Origin of the sequence: Paenibacillus sp. FSL K6-4396 (genome assembly GCF_038002525.1) — a bacterium.
GTDB classification, from domain to species: domain Bacteria; phylum Bacillota; class Bacilli; order Paenibacillales; family Paenibacillaceae; genus Paenibacillus; species Paenibacillus amylolyticus_B.
On sequence record NZ_JBBOCR010000001.1, the window covers coordinates 3,651,323 to 3,672,255 of the forward strand.

Annotated in this window: 15 protein-coding genes; 10 read left to right on the forward strand and 5 right to left on the reverse strand. The window is 46.8% G+C overall.

Annotated features, from left to right (window positions below; all coding sequences use genetic code 11):
- Window positions 1–116: 116 nt before the first annotated feature.
- Complete coding sequence (locus MHB85_RS15810) at window positions 117–917, reverse strand: helix-turn-helix transcriptional regulator (protein WP_105598841.1); 801 nt, start codon at window positions 915–917, stop codon at window positions 117–119.
- Window positions 918–1,053: 136 nt separating this feature from the next.
- On the opposite strand from MHB85_RS15810, the gene MHB85_RS15815 reads away from it, so the two are divergent.
- A complete protein-coding gene (locus MHB85_RS15815; RefSeq protein ID WP_105598842.1) occupies window positions 1,054–2,475 on the forward strand; it encodes a family 43 glycosylhydrolase in 1,422 nt (473 codons plus the stop codon).
- A 121-nt stretch (window positions 2,476–2,596) separates the two neighbouring features.
- Here MHB85_RS15815 and MHB85_RS15820 read toward each other — a convergent pair whose 3' ends face one another.
- Window positions 2,597–3,511: a helix-turn-helix domain-containing protein gene (locus tag MHB85_RS15820; RefSeq protein ID WP_105598843.1), complete on the reverse strand. Its 915-nt coding sequence runs from the start codon at window positions 3,509–3,511 to the stop codon at window positions 2,597–2,599.
- A 217-nt stretch (window positions 3,512–3,728) separates the two neighbouring features.
- On the opposite strand from MHB85_RS15820, the gene MHB85_RS15825 reads away from it, so the two are divergent.
- From MHB85_RS15825 to MHB85_RS15855, 7 genes are all read left to right on the forward strand, one after another.
- A complete protein-coding gene (locus tag MHB85_RS15825; protein ID WP_105598844.1) occupies window positions 3,729–4,604 on the forward strand; it encodes a fumarylacetoacetate hydrolase family protein in 876 nt (291 codons plus the stop codon).
- A gap of 21 nt (window positions 4,605–4,625) precedes the next feature.
- Window positions 4,626–6,092 (forward strand): alpha-ketoglutaric semialdehyde dehydrogenase GucD, encoded by a 1,467-nt coding sequence (gene gucD, locus MHB85_RS15830; RefSeq protein ID WP_105598845.1) that lies wholly within the window; start codon window positions 4,626–4,628, stop codon window positions 6,090–6,092.
- A 16-nt stretch (window positions 6,093–6,108) separates the two neighbouring features.
- A complete protein-coding gene (locus tag MHB85_RS15835; protein ID WP_091020967.1) occupies window positions 6,109–8,085 on the forward strand; it encodes a YjhG/YagF family D-xylonate dehydratase in 1,977 nt (658 codons plus the stop codon).
- Between the two features lie 62 nt (window positions 8,086–8,147).
- Window positions 8,148–9,803, forward strand: coding sequence for a glycoside hydrolase family 43 protein (locus tag MHB85_RS15840; protein ID WP_244660867.1), 1,656 nt, complete (start codon window positions 8,148–8,150; stop codon window positions 9,801–9,803).
- Window positions 9,804–9,986: 183 nt separating this feature from the next.
- Window positions 9,987–10,337, forward strand: a complete 351-nt coding sequence (locus MHB85_RS15845) for an SH3 domain-containing protein (RefSeq protein ID WP_192131450.1) — start codon at window positions 9,987–9,989, stop codon at window positions 10,335–10,337.
- A gap of 22 nt (window positions 10,338–10,359) precedes the next feature.
- Window positions 10,360–10,659: an immunity 53 family protein gene (locus MHB85_RS15850; RefSeq protein WP_105598848.1), complete on the forward strand. Its 300-nt coding sequence runs from the start codon at window positions 10,360–10,362 to the stop codon at window positions 10,657–10,659.
- A gap of 41 nt (window positions 10,660–10,700) precedes the next feature.
- Complete coding sequence (locus tag MHB85_RS15855) at window positions 10,701–11,432, forward strand: hypothetical protein (RefSeq protein WP_341073205.1); 732 nt, start codon at window positions 10,701–10,703, stop codon at window positions 11,430–11,432.
- A 77-nt stretch (window positions 11,433–11,509) separates the two neighbouring features.
- Here MHB85_RS15855 and MHB85_RS15860 read toward each other — a convergent pair whose 3' ends face one another.
- Both MHB85_RS15860 and MHB85_RS15865 read right to left on the reverse strand, forming a co-directional pair.
- A complete protein-coding gene (locus MHB85_RS15860; RefSeq protein WP_341073206.1) occupies window positions 11,510–11,659 on the reverse strand; it encodes a hypothetical protein in 150 nt (49 codons plus the stop codon).
- A 37-nt stretch (window positions 11,660–11,696) separates the two neighbouring features.
- On the reverse strand, window positions 11,697–12,311 hold the full coding sequence (locus tag MHB85_RS15865) for a TetR/AcrR family transcriptional regulator (protein WP_091020970.1): 615 nt from the start codon (window positions 12,309–12,311) through the stop codon (window positions 11,697–11,699).
- 176 nt (window positions 12,312–12,487) lie between these two features.
- Between MHB85_RS15865 and MHB85_RS15870 the strand changes: the two genes are divergently transcribed.
- Window positions 12,488–13,225 (forward strand): SDR family NAD(P)-dependent oxidoreductase, encoded by a 738-nt coding sequence (locus tag MHB85_RS15870; protein ID WP_076210575.1) that lies wholly within the window; start codon window positions 12,488–12,490, stop codon window positions 13,223–13,225.
- A gap of 118 nt (window positions 13,226–13,343) precedes the next feature.
- Here MHB85_RS15870 and MHB85_RS15875 read toward each other — a convergent pair whose 3' ends face one another.
- Window positions 13,344–14,216, reverse strand: a complete 873-nt coding sequence (locus MHB85_RS15875) for a helix-turn-helix transcriptional regulator (protein ID WP_105598853.1) — start codon at window positions 14,214–14,216, stop codon at window positions 13,344–13,346.
- Window positions 14,217–14,424: 208 nt separating this feature from the next.
- Here MHB85_RS15875 and MHB85_RS15880 point away from each other — a divergent pair, with 208 nt between their 5' ends.
- A complete protein-coding gene (locus MHB85_RS15880; protein WP_341073207.1) occupies window positions 14,425–20,808 on the forward strand; it encodes a rhamnogalacturonan lyase family protein in 6,384 nt (2,127 codons plus the stop codon).
- The last annotated feature ends 125 nt before the right edge of the window (window positions 20,809–20,933 follow it).

Sequence of the window (20,933 nt, forward strand, 5' to 3'; positions counted from 1 at the left end):
CGCTAACAACCTCGATGACGTTCTACCGGTTGGATGGCTAAGTTATGTATAAACACCCATTGGACAGCGTGGGGATTTTTCCATTGATCTACGTACATCCCGCTTAAAAGTGAGATTTATTTATATCCCAACTCTGTTATGTCAGCCGCGACACCTTCACGTCGTTTATGAAACTGTTTAGGTGAGGAACCGGTCATTTGTTTGAACTGCCTGCAAAAATGCTCGACATTACGGTAACCGCATCGATCAGCAATCTCTGCAACCGTATACATATGATGTGTGAGATATTCTTTGGCCAAACGTATTCGGCTATGAATAACATCCTCCATACACGAGAGGCCAAACGATTTCTTGTACATCAACTGCAGGTACCCCGGACTGACGTTTATGATCTTCGCCATTTCTGATATTGTCCACGGATGACTGGGATGGTTATGAATTGCCGTTCGAAGCTTCAACAGAGGATAGTGCTGAGGACTAATATCCTCTTGGACACAAGACTCAAGCAATTTATTGAACAAGGTTCGCAGCAGGCAATTGATGGACGATTCCCGGTAATCGTTCTGAAAAGAATGCTCTGCAACAAGCAGTTGGAACAGCTTATGACAGTATTCCGGATCATCCAGCGGGAAAGGTGTGCCTGACGGAAGGGAGGTATCGGTTACAAACGGTTCATCACTTTCAAAACGAATCCAATCATTAATATAACGCTCTGAACAAGCCTGATAATATATTTTCTGATAAGGTTTGAAAAGCACAGCACAATGAGCCGGGTATTCCTTGAGTTGTCCATCAACCCAGAACTGTGCAGGGGTCTGTGTAATAACCAATAGCCAGGCATCATGCCCTTCAGGGATATCAAAAACAAAATGGTTCTGATGTACCGCGTCACATTCCACATAAAAAATAGAGGTCATGGTTCTTCCCCCTTTCTCTTTAAGTTGTAGATAAGAATAGTTAATACACTACTTAAGCTATTTTCTATTATACGAGAGTTATCTTCATTTCATAGAACAAATGTACTATTACGATTATATGAGGAGTGTAGCTGGAATGAACAAGCAGGGTTTCAACCCATATCTTCCATCCTGGGAGTACGTCCCTGATGGTGAGCCTTATGTATTCAATGAAAGAGTGTATGTGTATGGTTCACATGACCGTTTTAACGGACATGCCTTCTGTCTGAACGATTATGTATGCTGGTCTGCACCCGTAAATGACCTTGGGGATTGGAGAAATGAAGGCGTGATCTACCGGAAAACAGATGATCCGCTGAATCCGAATGGCCATATGTGCCTGTATGCGCCAGATGTAACAGTGGGGCCCGATGGGCGGTATTATCTGTATTATGTGTTGGATAAGGTACCCGTTGTTTCGGTGGCAGTATGTGATACACCTGCCGGCAAATATGAATTCTATGGTTATGTACAATATGGTGACGGCACTCGTCTAGGTGAAAGAGAAGGGGATGAGCCCCAGTTCGATCCAGGTGTGATGACTGAAGGACAGCACACTTATCTGTATACCGGCTTCTGTGCGGCCGGAGACCAATCAAGACATGGCGCGATGGCCACGATGTTAGGTCCGGATATGCTGACGATTGTGGAAGAGCCGGTATTCGTAGCACCGAGCGAACCTTATAGTAAGGGCAGTGGTTATGAGGGCCATGAATTTTTTGAAGCGCCCTCCATCCGAAAGAGAGGGGATACCTACTACCTGGTGTATTCCTCCATCGTTATGCATGAATTATGTTATGCCACCAGCCTATTCCCAAATAGAGGATTTACATATCAGGGCGTCATCGTAAGCAACTGCGATCTCCATATCGACTCCTACAAACCTGCTGACAAACCCATGTATTATGGAGGCAATAACCATGGCAGCATTGTGGAGATCAGCGGAGACTGGTATGTCTTCTATCACCGTCATACCAATGGGGATGCATTCAACCGCCAGGGATGTATTGAGAAGATATCATTTGAAGAGGACGGCAGCATTCCTCAGGTGGAGATGACCTCCTGTGGTCCGAGCGGGAGACCGCTTGAAGGTAAAGGCGAGTACCCCGCATATCTCGCATGTAATCTTTTGACCAGAGATGATCAGAAGTACACCGGAGGTTTCGGGGCAGGCGCCTGGCTGGACAGCCGCTTTCCGAAGATCACACAGGATGGTAGAGACGGTGATGAAGAAGTCGGATATATCGCCAATATGGTTGAATCCGCGACGGCAGGTTTCAAATTCTTTGATTGCAAAGGAATTCGTCAGGTCTCGATCAAGGTACGGGGATATTGTCACGGGGCATTTGAGGTCAAAACCGCATGGGACGGTCCTGTCCTGGGTACAATCCCGGTACATTTCACAAATCATTGGAAACCCTATTCAGCCGAGATAACGATACCGGATGGTATACAGGCTTTGTATTTTACGTACAGAGGTTCAGGAAGTGCCAGCCTTGCATCATTTATTTTAGCGTAATCCTCCAAACATGATCTGAGCAATCCAGGCAAAACAAAGCAGCTGCTGGTCATTCAGTGGCTGCTTTGTTGACCGATCAGGCTCTGCGGCTCAGACAATTGAAGTTTTTATGATTATACTTTTAGTCATCCGCATTGCTGGCTTCTCCGGCCTGCTGCGAATGACTGCGAAATTCACTTGGCGCGATACCTGTCCACCGCTTAAACTGGCGACTGAAATGCGCATTAGTCTTATACCCCAGCATCATCGCAATATGGTCTATGTTCAGGTCGGTTTGCTTTAACAAACGCTGCGCTTCGTTCAGAAGGGTTTCGGATAGAAACTTACGCGGAGCGATACCGTACACCTGCCGAAAAATACGATTAACCTGTGACGGGCTAATGCTCAGCGATTTGGCAATGTCCTGAATCCAGGTTCGCTCGCTCTCCTGAATCTCCCCATGAAGATGGATATATCTCACCGAATCCTCAATGTGCTCAGCAATCTGATGGGCAATGGTTTCTTTTCTCGACAACGTAACGGATGCTTGCTGAGATAATTGTCCAACCAGGGAACCGAGCAGTTCAAACACAGCGGCATGTACCTTCATTTGTTTGGAGGAAGATAGCGAGCTAGACAAATGCTCTGTGGCCAGACCATACAAGGTAGACAGGGAAGAAGAGAGCCCCAGAGCCAAATTCGAATTTGCCGGATAATAGATGTCTTTGCAACGGTTAAGTTCTCTGCAAAAGGATGTATCGTGTATGCTGAAATGGACGGAAAAATAAGTGAATCCCTCCGGTCCGGCTCCCGTGCAAGAGTGGGTCATACCAGGCCGGATGAACAGAAGGTCGCCAACCGACTGACGGTAAGACTGCCCGTTGACAACCATGTTCATCTGCCCGTCCATCATCCAGTGGACTTCATACATTGAATGTTCGTGAGACGGATAAGTCCAGCTGGAATCTACTTTTCTTGCATGCAGCCCCAATAATTGAAAAGACATGCGAACATCGGGCAGACGACCTAAATACACAGCATCCGAAAGCTTGGTCACAACAGACCAACCCCCTTGTACTATTCTATATTCCAAAATCCTGTCATCAGAGTATCCTCGTAAATCATCTTTAGTTCAACGGATCTAACCTCATCTTAACAGAAAAAAAATGCGTGAAAAGGGTAAATCGTCGGAGTGATTAGAACATCGTCATGAACCATAGCGGGTGCTATGGTAGTATTATCAACCCGATGGGGAAAAATGGAGGCAAGCTTGAATGAGAATTATTCGATTTCTGGACGGACAACAGAAGTGGCTGGCAGCCGTTACGGATGATGAACAAGCGTATCGTTTGCCGCAAGCAGATTTTATGACTTTGATCTATCAAGCAAGAAAGCAGGGGGTTTCCCCAGTTCAACTTGTTGAAAGCGCTTTTAAACCATTAAACAAGTTAACTGACGATTGGACTTCCTTGCATCTAATCACTCCATTGGAAGCTCCGGAAGTATGGGCGGCGGGTGTGACTTATCAGCGCAGCCGGGAAGCGCGAAATTACGAAGCAACGGAAGGCAAGCTGGATGCAAAGACCTTTTACGATAAAGTTTACGATGCCGAAAGACCGGAGATCTTTTTTAAATCCACAGCAGCCCGCACCGTCGGACCCAATGAGGCTGTCACACTTCGTAGCGATTCCAATTGGCAGATCCCGGAGCCTGAGCTGGGGTTGGTGCTTGCCGCGGATGGCAGCATTGTGGGATACATCGTTGGCAATGACATGAGCTGCCGCGATATTGAAGGGGAAAACCCGCTGTATCTGCCACAAGCAAAAATGTGGCGCAATTCTTGCTCCATAGGGCCAGCCATTCGTCTGGCGGAAACGGTGCAGAATCCATATGCGTTCAACATCGTCTGCGAAATATATCGCGAAGGTGAAGTAGTTGTCAAAAGCGAGGCAAGCACAAGTGAGTTAAACCGAAAACTCGATGAGCTGGTCTCTTTTCTGGCCAGAGATAACGATCTGTTTGACGGCACGGTGTTATTAACAGGTACAAGCATTGTGCCCCCTAATGATTTTACACTTGCACCAGGGGACCGCATTGAAATATCCATTAGCAATATCGGGACACTTATTAATCCAGTCATTTCAAACTAATGTACAAGGAGGATGAATGCGATGACCACATTTCAGGTAGAGCAGACATACAGCAATTATATTAACGGAGAATGGGTGAAGGCTACATCCGGTGAAACCGAACCGAGCATCAACCCTGCGAATCGGAAGGAAGTAGTTGGTTATGTACCCACCTCAGGCATAGAGGATCTGAATCGGGCTGTTGCAGCCGCGAAGGAAGCAGCTAAAGATTGGCGGAGGTTATCAGGCGCGGAACGCGGAAACTATCTATTTCAAGCAGCCAATGTGCTGGAACGCCGGGCCGATGAAGTTGCAGAGGCGATGACCAGGGAAATGGGCAAAACACTCCCCGAAGCCAAAGGAGAGACACTGCGCGGTGTCGCGATATTAAGGTATTACGCTGGAGAAGGCATGCGAAAAACCGGTGATGTCATTCCATCAACGGATAGCGAAGCGCTGATGTTTACGACCCGCGTACCCCTTGGCGTTGTAGGGGTTATTGCTCCTTGGAATTTCCCAGTAGCCATTCCAATTTGGAAAACGGCTCCGGCCTTGATTTACGGCAATACAGTTGTGTTGAAGCCTGCTCAGGAAACTGCGGTCACAGCGGCTAAAGTCATGGAATGTTTTGAAGAAGCGGGCATCCCGGCAGGCGTTCTTAATCTGATTTGCGGCAGAGGCTCAGTGATCGGATCTGCACTTGCCGAGCATCCGGATGTGGGGGGAATAACGTTCACGGGTTCCAATGAAGTGGGGAAACGGGTCGGCGCTGCAGCGCTGGCACGTGGGGCCAAGTATCAACTTGAGATGGGTGGCAAAAACCCGATCATCATTGCGGCTGACGCTGACCTGGATTTGGCTGTGGAAGCCACCATCAGCGGTGGGTTGAAATCGACCGGGCAAAAATGTACGGCCACCAGCAAGGTCATTATTGAACGAAAAGTATACGATGCCTTTAAAGAAAAACTGCTCTCGCAAATCCAGGAAATCCGGCTAGGTGACGGCATGTCTTCTGGAAGCTGGATGGGTCCATGTGCAAGTGAAGGACAGCTCAATACCGTGTTGAGTTATATTCAAAAAGGCCAGGATGAAGGTGCCGTTCTGCTCGCTGGCGGAAAAAGAGGGGACGGTCCTGGACTGGAAGAGGGATTCTATGTGCAGCCGACCGTATTTGAAGGGGTCGAATCCCATATGTCCATCGCTCGGGAAGAAATCTTTGGCCCGGTTCTGGCCTTGATTGCGGTAGATTCCCTGGAGGAAGCCATCGAAGCGGCTAATGATAGCGATTATGGCTTGAGTGCTTCCATCTATACACAGAACGTCGGAGCCATGTTGTCTTTCATCCGGGATATGGATGCAGGACTGGTCAGAATTAATGCAGAAACGGCCGGCGTAGAGCTACAGGCTCCGTTCGGCGGAATGAAGATGTCAAGTTCACATTCAAGAGAACAGGGGCAAGCGGCTATCGAATTTTTCACGGCCATCAAAACGGTCTTCGTGAAGTCATAAACTGTGGGAGGCTACCATGTACGAACAGATTACGTCGATTATGGGAGAGACCGCATCCAACTGCTTTGATATCATAGCCCATGCTCCAGGGGCTGCCGGACGTCTTCCTTTAACGGATGATTTGCTGCGGAATGCTCCAAGCGGCGACTTGTTTGGCATGTCCCAGAATGTTGGAATGGGCTGGAAGCCTGGGGAATTGAACGGAAAACAATTTCTGATCTTGAGTACACAAGGTGGCATACGCAATGAAGACGGCAGCCCGGCAGCACTCGGTTACCATACGGGCCACTGGGAGGTCGGCCTGCTGATGAAGGCTGCCGCAGAAGAACTGTCAAGCCGTGGAGGAATCCCGTTTGCCGGATATGTCAGCGATCCGTGTGACGGCAGATCACAGGGGACAACCGGCATGTTTGACTCGCTTCCGTACCGGAATGATGCCGCTATGGTATTTCGCAGACTGATTCGCTCGCTGCCAACGCGTAAAGGCGTGCTTGGTGTCGCCACTTGTGACAAAGGTCTTCCAGCGATGATGCTCGCGCTTGCCGGCATGCCTCAATTGCCTGGTGTAATCGTTCCCGGTGGCGTCACACTTCCGCCTACCGATGGAGAGGACGCCGGTAAAATTCAGACCATCGGTGCACGGTATGTCAACGGGGAACTTTCTCTGGAAATGGCGTCCGATTTAGGATGCCGAGCTTGTGCTACACCGGGAGGAGGCTGTCAGTTTCTGGGTACCGCGGCTACAGCCCAGGTTGTAGCAGAGGCATTGGGTATGACAGTGCCACATGCCGCGCTTGCACCTTCCGGGCAGCCCATCTGGTTTGAAATGGCGCGCCAATCGTCACGTGCACTCATCCATATGGAGTCTCAGGGGATGAGGATGGCAGACATTGTCACGGATGCATCCATTCGCAATGCGATGACCGTGCATGCTGCGTTTGGCGGATCGACCAATCTGCTTCTTCACATACCGGCCATTGCCCATGCCGCCGGTTTAACCGTACCTACGGTACAGGACTGGATACAGGTCAACAAGAATGTTCCAAGACTGGTTAGTGCCCTGCCAAACGGACCGATCTTTTATCCGACTATTCGCGTCTTTCAGGCCGGAGGTGTACCAGAGGTCATGCTTCACCTCAGACAACTTGGTCTGTTGGATGAGTCTGTACCAACGGTTACAGGTACGTCATTGGGGCAGGTGCTGGATTGGTGGGAATCGTCGGAACGCCGTCATCTCATGCGGAAGCAGTTGAAAGAGCAGGACGGCATTGATCCGGACAGTGTCATCATGAGTGTAGATCACGCCCAGCGACTCGGCATCTCTTCGACCGTAACATTTCCAACCGGGAATATCGCTCCGGAAGGTTCTGTCATCAAATCCACCTCTATTGATCCTGCTGTGCTGGATGAGAATGGTGTGTACCGTCATCGTGGCAGAGCCAAGGTATTTACCACTGAACGTGAGGCGATCCATGCGATTAAAACTGGGGGGATTCTGGCTGGAGATGTTGTTGTGCTTCTTGGGCGAGGTCCATCGGGAACCGGAATGGAGGAGACGTACCAGCTTACATCTGCGCTTAAACATTTGCCTTTTGGCAAATACGTGTCACTGATTACGGATGCCCGGTTCTCCGGTGTTTCCACCGGTGCGTGTATTGGTCATGTTGGCCCCGAAGCACTGGCAGGCGGACCGATTGGCAAGCTGAGGAACGGAGACCTGATTGACATCGCGGTGGATCGTAACACGCTGGAGGGCAGCATTAACTTTATCGGAGAAGGAGAGATCGAGGTTTCTCCAGAAGAAGGTGCTGTCATTCTGGCACAAAGGACCTTCCATCCGGATATGAGACCTGATGAAGCTTTGCCGGACGATACAAAGCTCTGGGCTGCATTGCAATCGGTCAGTGGTGGGACTTGGAGAGGTAATGTATATGATGTAGAGCGAATTATAACTGCTCTGGAAGCCGGCAAAAAAGCGCTGGGCTGGTACTGATTTCTACCTTTTGTGTATCTGCTGTTGTACAGATCATCACTTTCATACCGGAGGTTTCTTCCATGAACATGACCAAGAAAATGATCACCAATCCCATCCTCCCCGGATTTCATCCAGATCCGTCCATATGCCGGGCGGGAGAAGATTATTATATTGCCACATCCACCTTCGAATGGTTCCCCGGTGTACGCATACACCATTCGCGAGATCTGGTTCATTGGCGACCAATCACTTCACCGCTGACTCGTGCAACGCAGTTGAACATGGAGGGCAACATTAACTCCGGAGGTGTATGGGCACCATGTCTTAGTTACGACAACGGTGTGTTTTACCTGATCTACACCGATGTCAAAAGCCGGGTAGGCGCTTTTAAAGATACCCACAATTACCTTGTGACAGCAACGGATATTGAGGGCCCTTGGTCCGAGCCGGTGTATCTGAACAGCAGCGGTTTTGATCCTTCCCTGTTTCATGATGAAGACGGGCGTAAATGGCTGGTCAATATGATATGGGATCACCGCAAGGGCAAAAACCGGTTTGCAGGCATCGTTCTGCAGGAGTATTCGGTTCGGGAACATAAGCTGATCGGGCCTGCCTCTAACATATTCAAGGGAACAGAATTGGGACTGACCGAAGCGCCACATCTGTATAAACACAAGGACTATTATTATCTCATTACAGCTGAAGGGGGAACGGGCTATGAGCATGCGGTTACAGTAGCACGTTCCCGTACACTACAAGGCCCTTACGAGGTTGATCCTGCCAATCCGATCCTTACTTCATATGGCAGAACGGATTTGGCTCTGCAGAAGGCAGGCCACGGCAGTCTTGTTGAAACACATACCGGCGAATGGTACATGGCACATCTCGTCGGACGACCCGTTCATCAAAAGTATTGCATTCTTGGACGTGAGACCGCACTTCAGAAGTGTACGTGGAGCGAGGACGGCTGGCTGAAGCTTGCGAGCGGTAACCGGTATCCCGAGGTCCAGGTCATTGCACCAAAGATTACGGCACATCCGTTTGAACCGATAGCGGAAATGGATCACTTTGATCAATTCGAGCTTCGGAATGACTGGAATACTCTTCGCATTCCACCCAACCCGACTTGGCTCAGCTTGACGGAACGTCCCGGTTACTTGCGCTTGCACGGTATGGAGTCGATGAGTTCAACGCATAGGCAAAGCATGATCGCGCGAAGATTACAAACGTTTGAGTGTGAAGCCGAAACAGCCCTGGAATTTGCGCCGGACCACCCACAGCAAATGGCAGGATTGATTTTGTACTACGATACCCAGGACTATCTCTATTTACGTGTAACTTATCATGAAGAGAAGGGGCTGTGCTTGGGAATTATTCAGTCCAAGTACGGGGTTTACGACGAACTGTTGGAGGATATTCCGCTAGAGTCTGTGAATACGCTCCGCTTAAAAGTAGTGGTTGATCATGATCGCGCCCGCTTTTACTATGCGTTAAATAATGATTCATCCTGGAATCATGCAGGCGAGTGGGTTGATATCACACATCTGTCCGATGAATCTCCAGAGTATATTCGGTTTACGGGAGCCTACATTGGACTTTGTGTGCAGGACCTCGGCGGAACCCGAAAACATGCCGATTTTGATTACTTTGTGTATAGAGAAACAAAGCATGAAGTGAATGCATTAGGCCATATAGATTCTGCGGATGGTGTGTCTGGAGAGTTATCTAGAAATTAGAATATTGTGTAATATTACCCAAATGTTATAACGTGGACTCATGTTAAAATATTTCTATTCGGATAAAGAAGCGCTCCCTTGTGAAGGGGGCGCTTCTTTATCCGAATAGGGATGAATAACTACATAATAATATGATATTATGTTTGTCGGTAACAGGTCGAATATATTAGTTGGAGGCGTATTATGAAATTATATAAAGTTGTTCAACCCCATAATTCAAACTATCCTGATCCCATCGTTTTAGCTAAAGGAGATACGATCCTATATGGGAGAGAAGATACTGAATTCCCCAACTGGATTTTCTGTGAATCCATCGATTCTAAAAAATGTGGCTGGGTACCGAAGCAAATATTAAGCACTCCCAATGAAGAACAGATCGCGACTGCATTATCAAATTATTCTGCACACGAATTAACCGTAAAACCCGGTATCATCGTTACAAAAGAATTTGAACTAAATGATTGGAGTTTTGTTCATACCGCAGAGGGTGAAAAGGGCTGGGTACCAAATAAGGTATTGACTCCATCGGATTAAAATAAAGAAAGAGGTCATGACGATGGATACTCTCAACTGGATTCAAAGCTGGTATTATGAAAACTGTGACGGTGATTGGGAACATTCATACGGTATGCGAATTGATACGGTGGATAATCCTGGTTGGTCTGTCGAAATCGACTTGACGGATACATATTTAGAAGATGTGCCATTTGATTCGATTGAAGAAGAGAGAAATGAAGAAGATTGGTTCTACTGTATCGTAAGAGATGGCGTGTTTCATAGTGCAGGGGGAGCAAAAAATTTGGAAGAGATGCTTAATTGCTTTAAAAATTGGGCTTCAAGTTTGGATAGAAGTTAATAATGCACTAACCATCGGGAGTAATTTAAGGAGAGAACCATATGTATCTAAAAGAATTCTATATAGACTTACCGTATATTGTAGATGATGAAAATATTGAATCTATAATGACAAAACAAAAATGTGAGTACAACGAAGCAACAAAATTAGATTATGCATTAAATTGGAAATGGAAAAGACGCTCTTTTAGTTTGGAAACCCGCTGTATTACAGCGATGTATGAACGGCTGTTGGGGAAATACAAAACGAAAGATTGTTGGAAAGTCCTAATAGAATGTGTAGAAAACATTACGGATGAACGTATTGTTAACCATTCTGGTGTGTGTTCGGTACCAATCCAATTTAGTTTGAATGACTTTAGTGAAAAAAATGAGTTGGAGAAAAAAAAGACTACGCTTCGACTGCTAATGGAAGGCATAGAGAAACTGGTTCTTTGTAATAATTGGGATATTGATCCGTTTAGGGAGATAGCTTTGCAAATCGAGGAGTTAGAGTATGTAAATGAATGGACTTGGAAAAAAGACGTAGAGAGCCCTAATAAGAAGTACATTGCTAAAGTCATATGTCATCATAACGTAGAAAGTATGAATATATTCCTATCTATTTTACAACCTGATGGCACGCAAGTACTTTTAGAGAAGGTCATATCAGAACAACCAGATGAATTTGCCTATGCTGAACATCTAGGGGAGCTTACATGGGTATCTGATTTCGAAGTTGCTTTAATTAATAAAACAGGCACTGAAAAATTTTCTGTAACCCTAGAACATTAATTATTTGGCTGCTAGAAAACATTGTCCAGCTGGTGTCATGGTCTCTTTTATTATTAGGCATGTATTTATCTTGAGGATTACATTTCTCTCGTATAAATGACATGCCCGTTTTTATTTATGCTGTAAATCCCCTTGTGATTTTGCGTCCCATTGGTGTCTGGGCGAAGCCCTGAGTAATCAGGAGCATCTGCTCCATCTGCAACTGGCCTGTTATCTTCGGCAGACATATCTTTCGATGCCCAGATGACTAGCTTATTCACGAGATCAAGAATCAAACGTCTTACCCACATAATGAAAAGAGTGAATATGCGTTTTGGTGAGTTCAATCACGTTTTTGATAAATGCCTCACGTGATTCACGATATCCGCTTAATATCCAATTGTTCAACAGTCCAAAAAAACCGTAAGCGGTGTAGTACTTGAAATAGTCCATGTTCACTGGGGAGTTGTTGATCGTCTCAAAGACAAATTGCTCCTGATAGATTTTGAGTATGGTTTGTGGAAAGCCTGTATGTAAACCAGGTAACGTATCATCGTATTGAATCAGTTCGAAGAAGTCACGGTGTTCGTAGATATAATCCACGATTTGAAAAGATTCGGCATCCAGCTTGTTTGTTGAAACCTTTTGGCCGTGCCAATAGGGTTTACCTACTGCGCCCCTCAATCCTTCGAGTGTCATAGTCAACAACTCTTCGGCGAGTATATATTTATCCTGGTAGTGTAAATAAAACGTGCTGCGATTATAACCCGCCTGATCAACGATGTCTTTGACAGAAACACCATGGAATCCTTTTTTCTTAATAAGCTGAATCAGAGCGGTTTTTAGGTGCTCCTTGGTTCGATTACGATGTTGAGCTGTCACAGTAAGTTCATTATTCATTCAAAAAAACTCCTATAAATATAGACATATTTTTATGAAGTGTCTACGAGGTAGACACTTGGTCATATCTTAATGATTGGAATGTTACAATTTTAAGCATAGAATTAGTTTTGTAAACATCATATAGCACTATTTATATAGGTGCTATTCAAAATATTATACTGGGGGATTTATTCATGGGCAAACTTCAAGATAAAGTTGCAGTCATCACAGGAGGAGCATCCGGAATTGGTGCAGCGACAGCTCGCTTATTCGTTTCCGAAGGAGCTAAAGTGGTCTTGGTGGATCTGAATGAAGAAAAAGGTAAGGCGTTTGAGCAGGAACTAAAAGCGCTTAAAGCAGAGGCTCTCTTTATTAAAGCAAACATAACAAGTGAAGAAGAGGTTTCTGAGATTTTCAAACAAACCGTAGAAGCATTTGGTCAAGTGGATATCGTATTCAACAATGCGGGAATCGGACGTGTTCATCCGACGCATGAGCTTGATTATGCCGAATGGCGCAATACAGTCAATGTTGATCTGGACGGCGTATTCTTGGTCGCTCGTGAATCGATCCGCGAAATGCTGAAAATCGGCGGAGGCACAATCGTCAACACGGCATCCATGTACGGATGGGTTGGTTCGCCTGGTTCAGCAGCTTACAATGCAGCTAAAGGTGGCGTTGTGAATCTGACTCGTTCCCTCGCGCTGGAGTATGCTGAGCAGAATATTCGAGTGAACTCCCTTTGCCCAGGTTTCATCGATACACCGATTATTCCGGAAGAGAGCAAGCAAGCACTTTCTGCGGCAACGCCAATGAAACGTCTGGGTCAAGCAGAAGAGATGGCGAAAGCCGTTCTGTTCCTAGCTAGTGACGATTCTTCATATATGACAGGAAATAGCCTGATCATAGACGGAGGATACACCGCTCAATAAGTTCAGCAATTCCGAAGCACACAAAGAACATAGTTCCATTAAAAGTCGCTATTCTAGCGGCTTTTTTTATTGTATTGGTATAAGAGCAGTTCCCAATCCAAGGACAACTAGCAAACAGCTATTCATAATAGATAGCCTCGTAAGGAAACTCCAACTTATTCATGCGATATTCTTTGGGTGACATGGACATATATTGCCGAAAAACTTTGCCGAAATAGCTGGGGCTCTCAAAGCCGCATTGTTGACCGATTTGGGAAATCGGGAGTTCCGTTGTGCGGAGAAGTCGAACTGCCACCTCAATGCGTCTGTCTTTGAGATAGGCTAGCGGTGATGTTTTCTCGGATTTCTGAAATAACCTGCACAAGTAGTGTTTATTGATATCGCAATGGCTGGCTAGAAGATCCAACGTCAATGGAGATGCATAATTCTCTCGGATGAACTTTTTACATTTCTCAATCGTTGTTATGGAAAGGGCACCGATATCCCTCTCTGCATCCCGACTCGTCTGCACCAAGATGAGTAACCAACGATAGATTTGCATAGACAACCGATATTTGTCGGTGACTTTCTCTTGATGAATCAAATGGATAATTTGCCATAACTCTTGAATCAAGGGAGAGTCCGCGTTTCGTCGAATGACATGTCCCTCATTATCATGAATCATATCCCAAATTCGGTTGGCTTCATCCCCGCGAATGTTGATCCATATAAATTCCCATGGTTCATTGTTCTCTTGTTTGTAGTAATAGCAATGTTCTCCGGAGATTTTAACAAGTAGGGCATGTCCCTTTGGTAAAGGAATCGTTTGATTTTCAATATCCAGATAACCCTGACCATTAAGTGTGTATTGAAAAACGACGTGCCCCGGGTCCGGTCTATCATCACTTGGACAACGATACTCTTCGCTAGAAACGATCTGCCATCCAATAGAGTCCAGTGTCATGATTGATGTATCGTCATTACGAAAAGCATAAGAAACCGTATGAACCATCGTTTCGTCTCCTTCCTAAAAAAGTCAATTATCTTATATAATACGTCACATTTTTTAGATTGTCTGTCTTTTTTTAGACCTGTAAGATAAATGTAAGCGGTAACATAAAAAGGAGGTGGCTGTAAATTGTTTTCATATGGCAACAAGCTAGGCAGGATCGAACTGATGATTCTACAAATGAATTTTTAGATAAGGAGGAGTTAATCAAATGATCCGAAGAACTGTTTCCATCCAGAAATCGATGTTTGTATCTTTTTTAGCACTCCTTATGGTTATTTCACTGGCTGTCCCTCCGGCGCCGATACGTGCAGAGTCATCAAGCAGCCTGCCGGGTCGCCAAGCAGAGTATCTTAACCGGGGATTGGTTGCGGTTCTTGTAGACAACGGCGTTTTTCTGAGCTGGAGGTATTTAAACAACGATCCAGATGATATCGCTTTTAATATATATAAAAATGGAACCAAAGTGAACGCATCGCCCATAAGCGACGTGACGAACTATGTGGACACCACTGGTTTCGATAGCTCGCAATATCAGATCTCGACCGTTATTGCAGGCAAAGAGCAAATGCAACCGGAGGTTGTATCGGTCTGGCATAACGATTATCTGCCTATTCCGCTCGATAAACCGGCCGATGGCCGGACCAAGGATGGTGGAACCTACTCCTATTATGCAGGAGATGCTTCCGTAGCTGACTTGGACGGGGATGGCGAATATGAAATTGTTTTCCTGTGGAGTCCGAGCAATTCCAAGGACAATTCGCAGGCCGGTTATACGGGCAATGTCTATATCGATGCCATCAAACTGGACGGCACCAAGCTGTGGAGAATTGACCTGGGAGTCAACATCCGGGCCGGAGCGCATTATACGCAGTTAATGGTGTATGACCTCGATGGCAACGGAAAGGCCGAGGTTGTTGTCAAGACGGCGGACGGCACAAAGGATGGCCAAGGCACGGTCATCGGTGACGGCACGAAGGATTATCGCAACGATGGCGGATACATACTGTCAGGACCGGAATATCTCACGCTGTTTAACGGTGAGACTGGCGCGGCTGTATCCACTGTGAATTATGATCCGCCAAGAGGCAACGTCAACGATTGGGGTGACGGCTATGGCAACCGTGTAGATCGGTTCCTTGGCGCGATTGCTTATCTGGACGGTACGAAGCCAAGTGTCGTGATGAGCCGGGGTTATTATACCCGTACAGTGCTTGTTGCTTATGATTATGTTGGCGGGAAACTCGTCAAACGCTGGACGTTCGACACAAACGAAGCAGGTTCACAATATCAATCACAGGGCAACCATAATCTAAGTGTGCTGGATGTTGATAAGGACGGCAAGGACGAAATTATGTTTGGCGCCTTGGCCATTGATGATAACGGCAGCTTGCTGTACAGCACTGGACTCGGTCACGGTGACGCCATGCACGCTGGCCAGCTCAATCCGAACCGGGAGGGCTATCAGGTCGTAAGCGTGCACGAGCATTCGGATGCAGCATACGGACTGGAGATGCGCAATGCGGCAACAGGTGAAATCCTCTGGGGTGAGAAAACAGGTTTTGACACCGGTCGCGGGATGTCGGCGGACATTGATCCGAACTATCCAGGTTACGAATCATGGGCCACGACCGTTACCAACGGGCAAAGTGTACCTGTAACCAATACCTATTCAGCAGCAGGAGAGGCTATCTACACTGTGGACGAAGGGCCCAAAACCGCCAACTTTGCCATCTGGTGGGATGGAGATCTTCAGCGGGAGCTGTTGGACCATGAGTGGGATAATGGCACAGCCAAAGGAATTCCGCTCATCTATAAGTGGGATTACCAAAACAAAAAGCTGAATGAAATCTTCCGGGCAACCGGTACATTAACGAACAACCATACCAAAGGCAATCCGGCACTTCAGGCGGACATTCTGGGCGACTGGCGTGAGGAGCTTCTGCTGCGGAGCGAAGATAGTTCGGAGTATCGTCTCTACACAACGACCATTCCTTCAGACTATCGCATCCCTACGCTGATGCAGGACCCTGTGTATCGACTTGGCATAGCCTGGCAAAATGTAGCCTACAACCAGCCGCCTCATACCGGATTTTATCTTGGAGCGGAAGCTACAGCATTCCCGAAAGCCGATCTGGCGCTGACTCGCGAAGCAGAGATGCCGGAGCAGGTTTACCGTTTTGATTTTGGCACAGAGACAGCGTCAGGAAATACGGCTATACAAGACACGTTATACTCACAAGAAACGGGATATGGATTCAAGGATACAAGTGGGGTTACCGTAGGTAAAAATGAGGTTTCGGTCGCGACAGGCACAACATTTGCTGTTGACCTGCCAAATGCCAACTACAAAGTGACACTACGATTGGGCAATGATACCAATGATTCGAACGTGGGGGTCAAATCCGAATTCGTCCAGAAGCTCGCCGTAACCAATGTGACAGCAGGAGCACCACTGGAGTATTCCTATGATGTTGCATTGGTGGATGGACAGCTTGATCTGCTCTTCACCGGTACAGCTATAGACATCCAGGATGTCATCATCGAAAAATATCCTGAGAAAGCGGCTGGTGCGGCAACAACGATCTATATGGCTGGTGATTCAACCATGCAATCTTACAGTGAAGCGCAGGCTCCTCAAGAAGGATGGGGCCAGCAGTTCGGACGTTATTTCTCCAATGGGGCAGTCGTCGTGAACGATGCGATCGGTGGTCGAAGCAGTAAATCCTTTATGGTAGACGGTCGTCTCGATACGATCCTGCAGCGAATTAAGCCGGGGGACTTCTTCTTCATTTCCTTTGGTCATAACGACGCCAGTGCAGGGATACCGGACCGATACGCATCACCGGAGGACTATAAAATTTATTTGGCTCGTTATGTAAACGGTGCCAAACAGCGGGGCGCTACACCGGTATTGCTGACTCCGGTTGGACGCAGAGATTTTAATACAGTGACTCAAGAATTCAACGTTAGCTTCCCGGCATATGTTCAGGCTGCCAAAGAAGTAGCTGAAGAGCAGGACGTGCCACTGATTGATCTGAGCAAGTTGAGTATTGCTTACTACGACAAAATTGGTAACACAGCTACGGAAAAAGTGTTCTTATATGCTAATCCGGGTGAATATCCAAAATACCCAAATGGTATCAACGATAATACGCATTTCAGCAGCTATGGTGCACAGAAAATTGCCGGACTCGTTGCTGGTGCAGTCAAAGACATGGAGCTGAGCATTTCATCACTGGTCATTGACCCGGATATTTCCGAGCCAGAGCCAGAGCCGGAAGCCCAACTATATGAGGAGAATTTTGAAGGCGATGCTGCGGGCTACCAATATGCGATGGTCAATGCCACGGGTATTGCAGGGACCATGACGGGAACCGTTGTTGAACAGTCTGGAAATAAAGTACTGTCCGTCGCGGGTTCCGGATCGGGCAATCGGGCCAAAGTATTCCGTTTGTTCGATGCCGTAAACGGCAATCAGGTGAACGTGAACTTTGACTGGCAATCCGGTAATGTGAGTGCCTATCCTTCAGAAGGTCACCTCACAATACAGGATTCTAACGAAAATGCCCTGTTCACGCTGTATACCAAAACCGGAAGCACCAAAATTCATTATTTTGTCGGTGCATATAACCCAGACTACGGCACAGGGGATACAGCCATACCCGAAGGGGGAACGGCTACAGATATTTCCAAGAACCAGTGGGTCAATGTGGATGCAACCGTTAATTTTTCCGAGAAAACATTGGATCTGACATTAACGAACCTAGCCGATCCGACAGTTAAACAAACGATTGCAGATATCTCGCTGAGTTCAGCCGCATATGCGGACAACGTCAGATCCATGCGGTTCCTGGGCACTAGAAAAGGCGGTGGAGGCACGTTGAACTGGACTACAGAGATCGATAACGTGCGAATTGAAGGCACTCAGCTCTCTTCAGAGAGTGGTGATCAGACGGCCTTAATCGCTCTGTACGATGAGATCAAAGCACTTGATCTGTCGAATTATACAGAATCATCCAAAGCAGTGGTGAACCGGGCTTTGGTCGCTGCCGAAGCGATATTTAATACGGAAGCCACGCAGTCTCAAGTTGACCATACGTTTAACATGTTAACTGTTGCCAAGGATTCATTGACAAGTGCACCGAGCGAAGAGATAAGTGAATACAAATTTGACTTTGGTTCTGGCGACGCAGCCGACGGATACATCAAGGTAGATGCCAAAAGAGCGTACATTGAAGGCAATGGGTACGGCTTTGCTGATACTGCGCTGACCAAAGATGAGAACCGGGAAACCGGAGATTTGCTCAAGGAAGATTTCACACGAGTAAACGGTACCTCTTTCCTGGCAGAAATGGAGCCGGCGAATTACCGGGTAACGATGACCATCGGGGATGCTGAGGAATCAACTAGTGCAAATGTTGTTGTGGAGCAAATGACCAAGTTGCCGCTCACAACCGTTGCCAAGGGCGAATTCAAAGAAATTACGTACGACATTGCTCTGATTGATGGGGTATTTAACTTCAACTTCACCGGAAATGCACCAAAGATCAATGCGCTGAAGCTGGAGCGTCTGCCAGATCACAGCGCAAGCGATAAACCTGTTATTTATTTGGCCAGCGATTCCACTGTGGCCAATTACGCGGAGAACTACCGTCCGCAAGCAGGTTGGGGCGAAACGTTGGGTGGATTTTTTGATCCAAATGAAGTCAGTATTGATAACCGGGCAGTTGGAGGATTGAGCAGCAAGACCTTCCTGGTCGGTGGATATCTCAATGATATTCTGCTCGACATTCAAGAAGGCGATTATCTGTTCATGCAGTGGTCTCATAACGATTCCACACCTTCACGTCCAGAGCGTTATCTTACGCCTGAGCAGTTTAAGGTATATCTAAAAGAATACATTAACGGTGCTCTGCAGAGAGGTGCGATTCCAGTTCTGGTCACGCCAGTGAATCGTCGTGATTTTACCGGCGAAGTGCTGAACAAGAGCTTCCCGGAATACGTACAGGCGATGAAAGAAACAGCGCAGGAGACGGAAACACTCATCATTGATCTGAACCAAGCCAGTTGGGAGCATTTCCAGGAGCTTGGCACAGAAGGAACCAAATCGATATTCATGTGGGTAGGTACAACCGAGGACAATACACATTTGCAAATGAACGGTGCAATCAAGGTTTCTGAACTCGTGGCACGTCTTGTGAAGGAATTGAATATACCTTTATCTGATTTTGTTGCGTTGGAAGGGGAATCTCCGGAGCAGAAGGCCCCGCATACTACGGCAACTGTGGAAGGAGAATCGCAGAACGACTGGTATACTTCTCCGGCACAAGTAACCTTCACAGCAAGCGATGAAGATTCCGATCTCGAAGGGACCTATTATCAAATCAACGGGGGCGAAACGGTTAGTGGCACACAGTTGACTCTAACTGAAGAAGGTACACATACCATTATCTACTGGAGTGTCGATGTTGACGGTAATAAAGAGAGCGAACAGTCTTTATCCATATCCATTGATCTCGTACCTCCAACCATTGAAATTCATGGTCAAGCTGAATACACCATTGATCAGCATGTGGAAATTGGTTATACAGCTTCCGATTCGGTATCCGGTGTGAAAGAACCGGAGGGTGTGCTTCTCGACACTCCTGCGTATACACTGGAACCCGGCCTGAACCAGGTTACGGCAACGGTCTCCGATTTGGCTGGCTGGGAACAGACGGTAGAATATCGTTTTGGCGTTATTGCTACATTCGACAGCCTGATTAATCTGACCAACGCCTTTGCTGATGAATCGATCGATCCTAATGCTGGTGTTCTTGCTGATCAGCTCACAAACACGTTACAGCAGGCCAAACAGGCAGCAAACGATCGTGAAGGAGCAAAAGCGCGTCAATTGCTTGCATCCTACGGTAATGACGTTCAATTAGCTAGAGGAACCGTATTTACGGATGAGCAGGCAAGTGTGCTGATTAAGTGGGAGGAATGGCTCTATCAGACAACACCACTAGCAAATGGTGCCCCTGGCACTCCGGTGTTATCTGATAATAATGGTTACGACACGGGGCTCAAAGACGGAGACTATACAATCACGATGAATCTGTGGTGGGGGAATAACGGCAATCAGTTCAAGCTGTATGAGAATGGTGAATTGATTAAAGAAATTTCTCTGGTCGATCAATCTCCATCCGCCCAATCTGTTCAAGTTGATATTACTGGAAATAAAAATGGCACCTATATCTATACTGGAGAATTGATCAATGCACTGGGTTCAACCATGAGTGTTCCACTGACAGTCATCGTCACGGATGCTTCCCCGGGGCAAGCCGTTCTGTCGAACGACAACTGGGACGGTGACGGCAACTATAATGTCACCATGAATCTGTGGTGGGGAACAAACGCAACCGAATACGAACTTTACGAAAATGGTGTATTGATTGACACACAACCGCTGCAATCTCATTCGCCTGGTGCACAGTCTGCGGTTACCTCAATCTCTGGAAGAGCACTTGGAATCTACGAGTATGAAGCTGTACTTCGTAATTCTTCAGGGGAAACCAGATCACACAAATTAAATGTGACGGTACGAGAGTAGACTGAAATGTTTGAGGCATTCCATTATCCACAATGAATTAAAGTAGATTAGGTTCATAAAAAAGTGCTATTCCTCTTTCATTGAGGAGTAGCACTTTTTACTTATTTTGCGATAAAATTGTAAAG

Bases quoted from the DNA above. Each gene is read 5' to 3' on its own strand.
- MHB85_RS15845 (WP_192131450.1), top strand. From the start codon at position 9,987: ATGAAATTATATAAAGTTGTTCAACCCCATAATTCAAACTATCCTGAT.
- MHB85_RS15810 (WP_105598841.1), bottom strand. From the start codon at position 917: ATGACCTCTATTTTTTATGTGGAATGTGACGCGGTACATCAGAACCAT.
- MHB85_RS15880 (WP_341073207.1), top strand. From the start codon at position 14,425: ATGATCCGAAGAACTGTTTCCATCCAGAAATCGATGTTTGTATCTTTT.
- MHB85_RS15825 (WP_105598844.1), top strand. From the start codon at position 3,729: ATGAGAATTATTCGATTTCTGGACGGACAACAGAAGTGGCTGGCAGCC.
- MHB85_RS15850 (WP_105598848.1), top strand. From the start codon at position 10,360: ATGGATACTCTCAACTGGATTCAAAGCTGGTATTATGAAAACTGTGAC.
- MHB85_RS15875 (WP_105598853.1), bottom strand. From the start codon at position 14,216: ATGGTTCATACGGTTTCTTATGCTTTTCGTAATGACGATACATCAATC.
- MHB85_RS15835 (WP_091020967.1), top strand. From the start codon at position 6,109: ATGTACGAACAGATTACGTCGATTATGGGAGAGACCGCATCCAACTGC.
- gucD (WP_105598845.1), top strand. From the start codon at position 4,626: ATGACCACATTTCAGGTAGAGCAGACATACAGCAATTATATTAACGGA.
- MHB85_RS15855 (WP_341073205.1), top strand. From the start codon at position 10,701: ATGTATCTAAAAGAATTCTATATAGACTTACCGTATATTGTAGATGAT.
- MHB85_RS15860 (WP_341073206.1), bottom strand. From the start codon at position 11,659: ATGTCTGCCGAAGATAACAGGCCAGTTGCAGATGGAGCAGATGCTCCT.
- MHB85_RS15870 (WP_076210575.1), top strand. From the start codon at position 12,488: ATGGGCAAACTTCAAGATAAAGTTGCAGTCATCACAGGAGGAGCATCC.
- MHB85_RS15815 (WP_105598842.1), top strand. From the start codon at position 1,054: ATGAACAAGCAGGGTTTCAACCCATATCTTCCATCCTGGGAGTACGTC.
- MHB85_RS15840 (WP_244660867.1), top strand. From the start codon at position 8,148: ATGAACATGACCAAGAAAATGATCACCAATCCCATCCTCCCCGGATTT.
- MHB85_RS15865 (WP_091020970.1), bottom strand. From the start codon at position 12,311: ATGAATAATGAACTTACTGTGACAGCTCAACATCGTAATCGAACCAAG.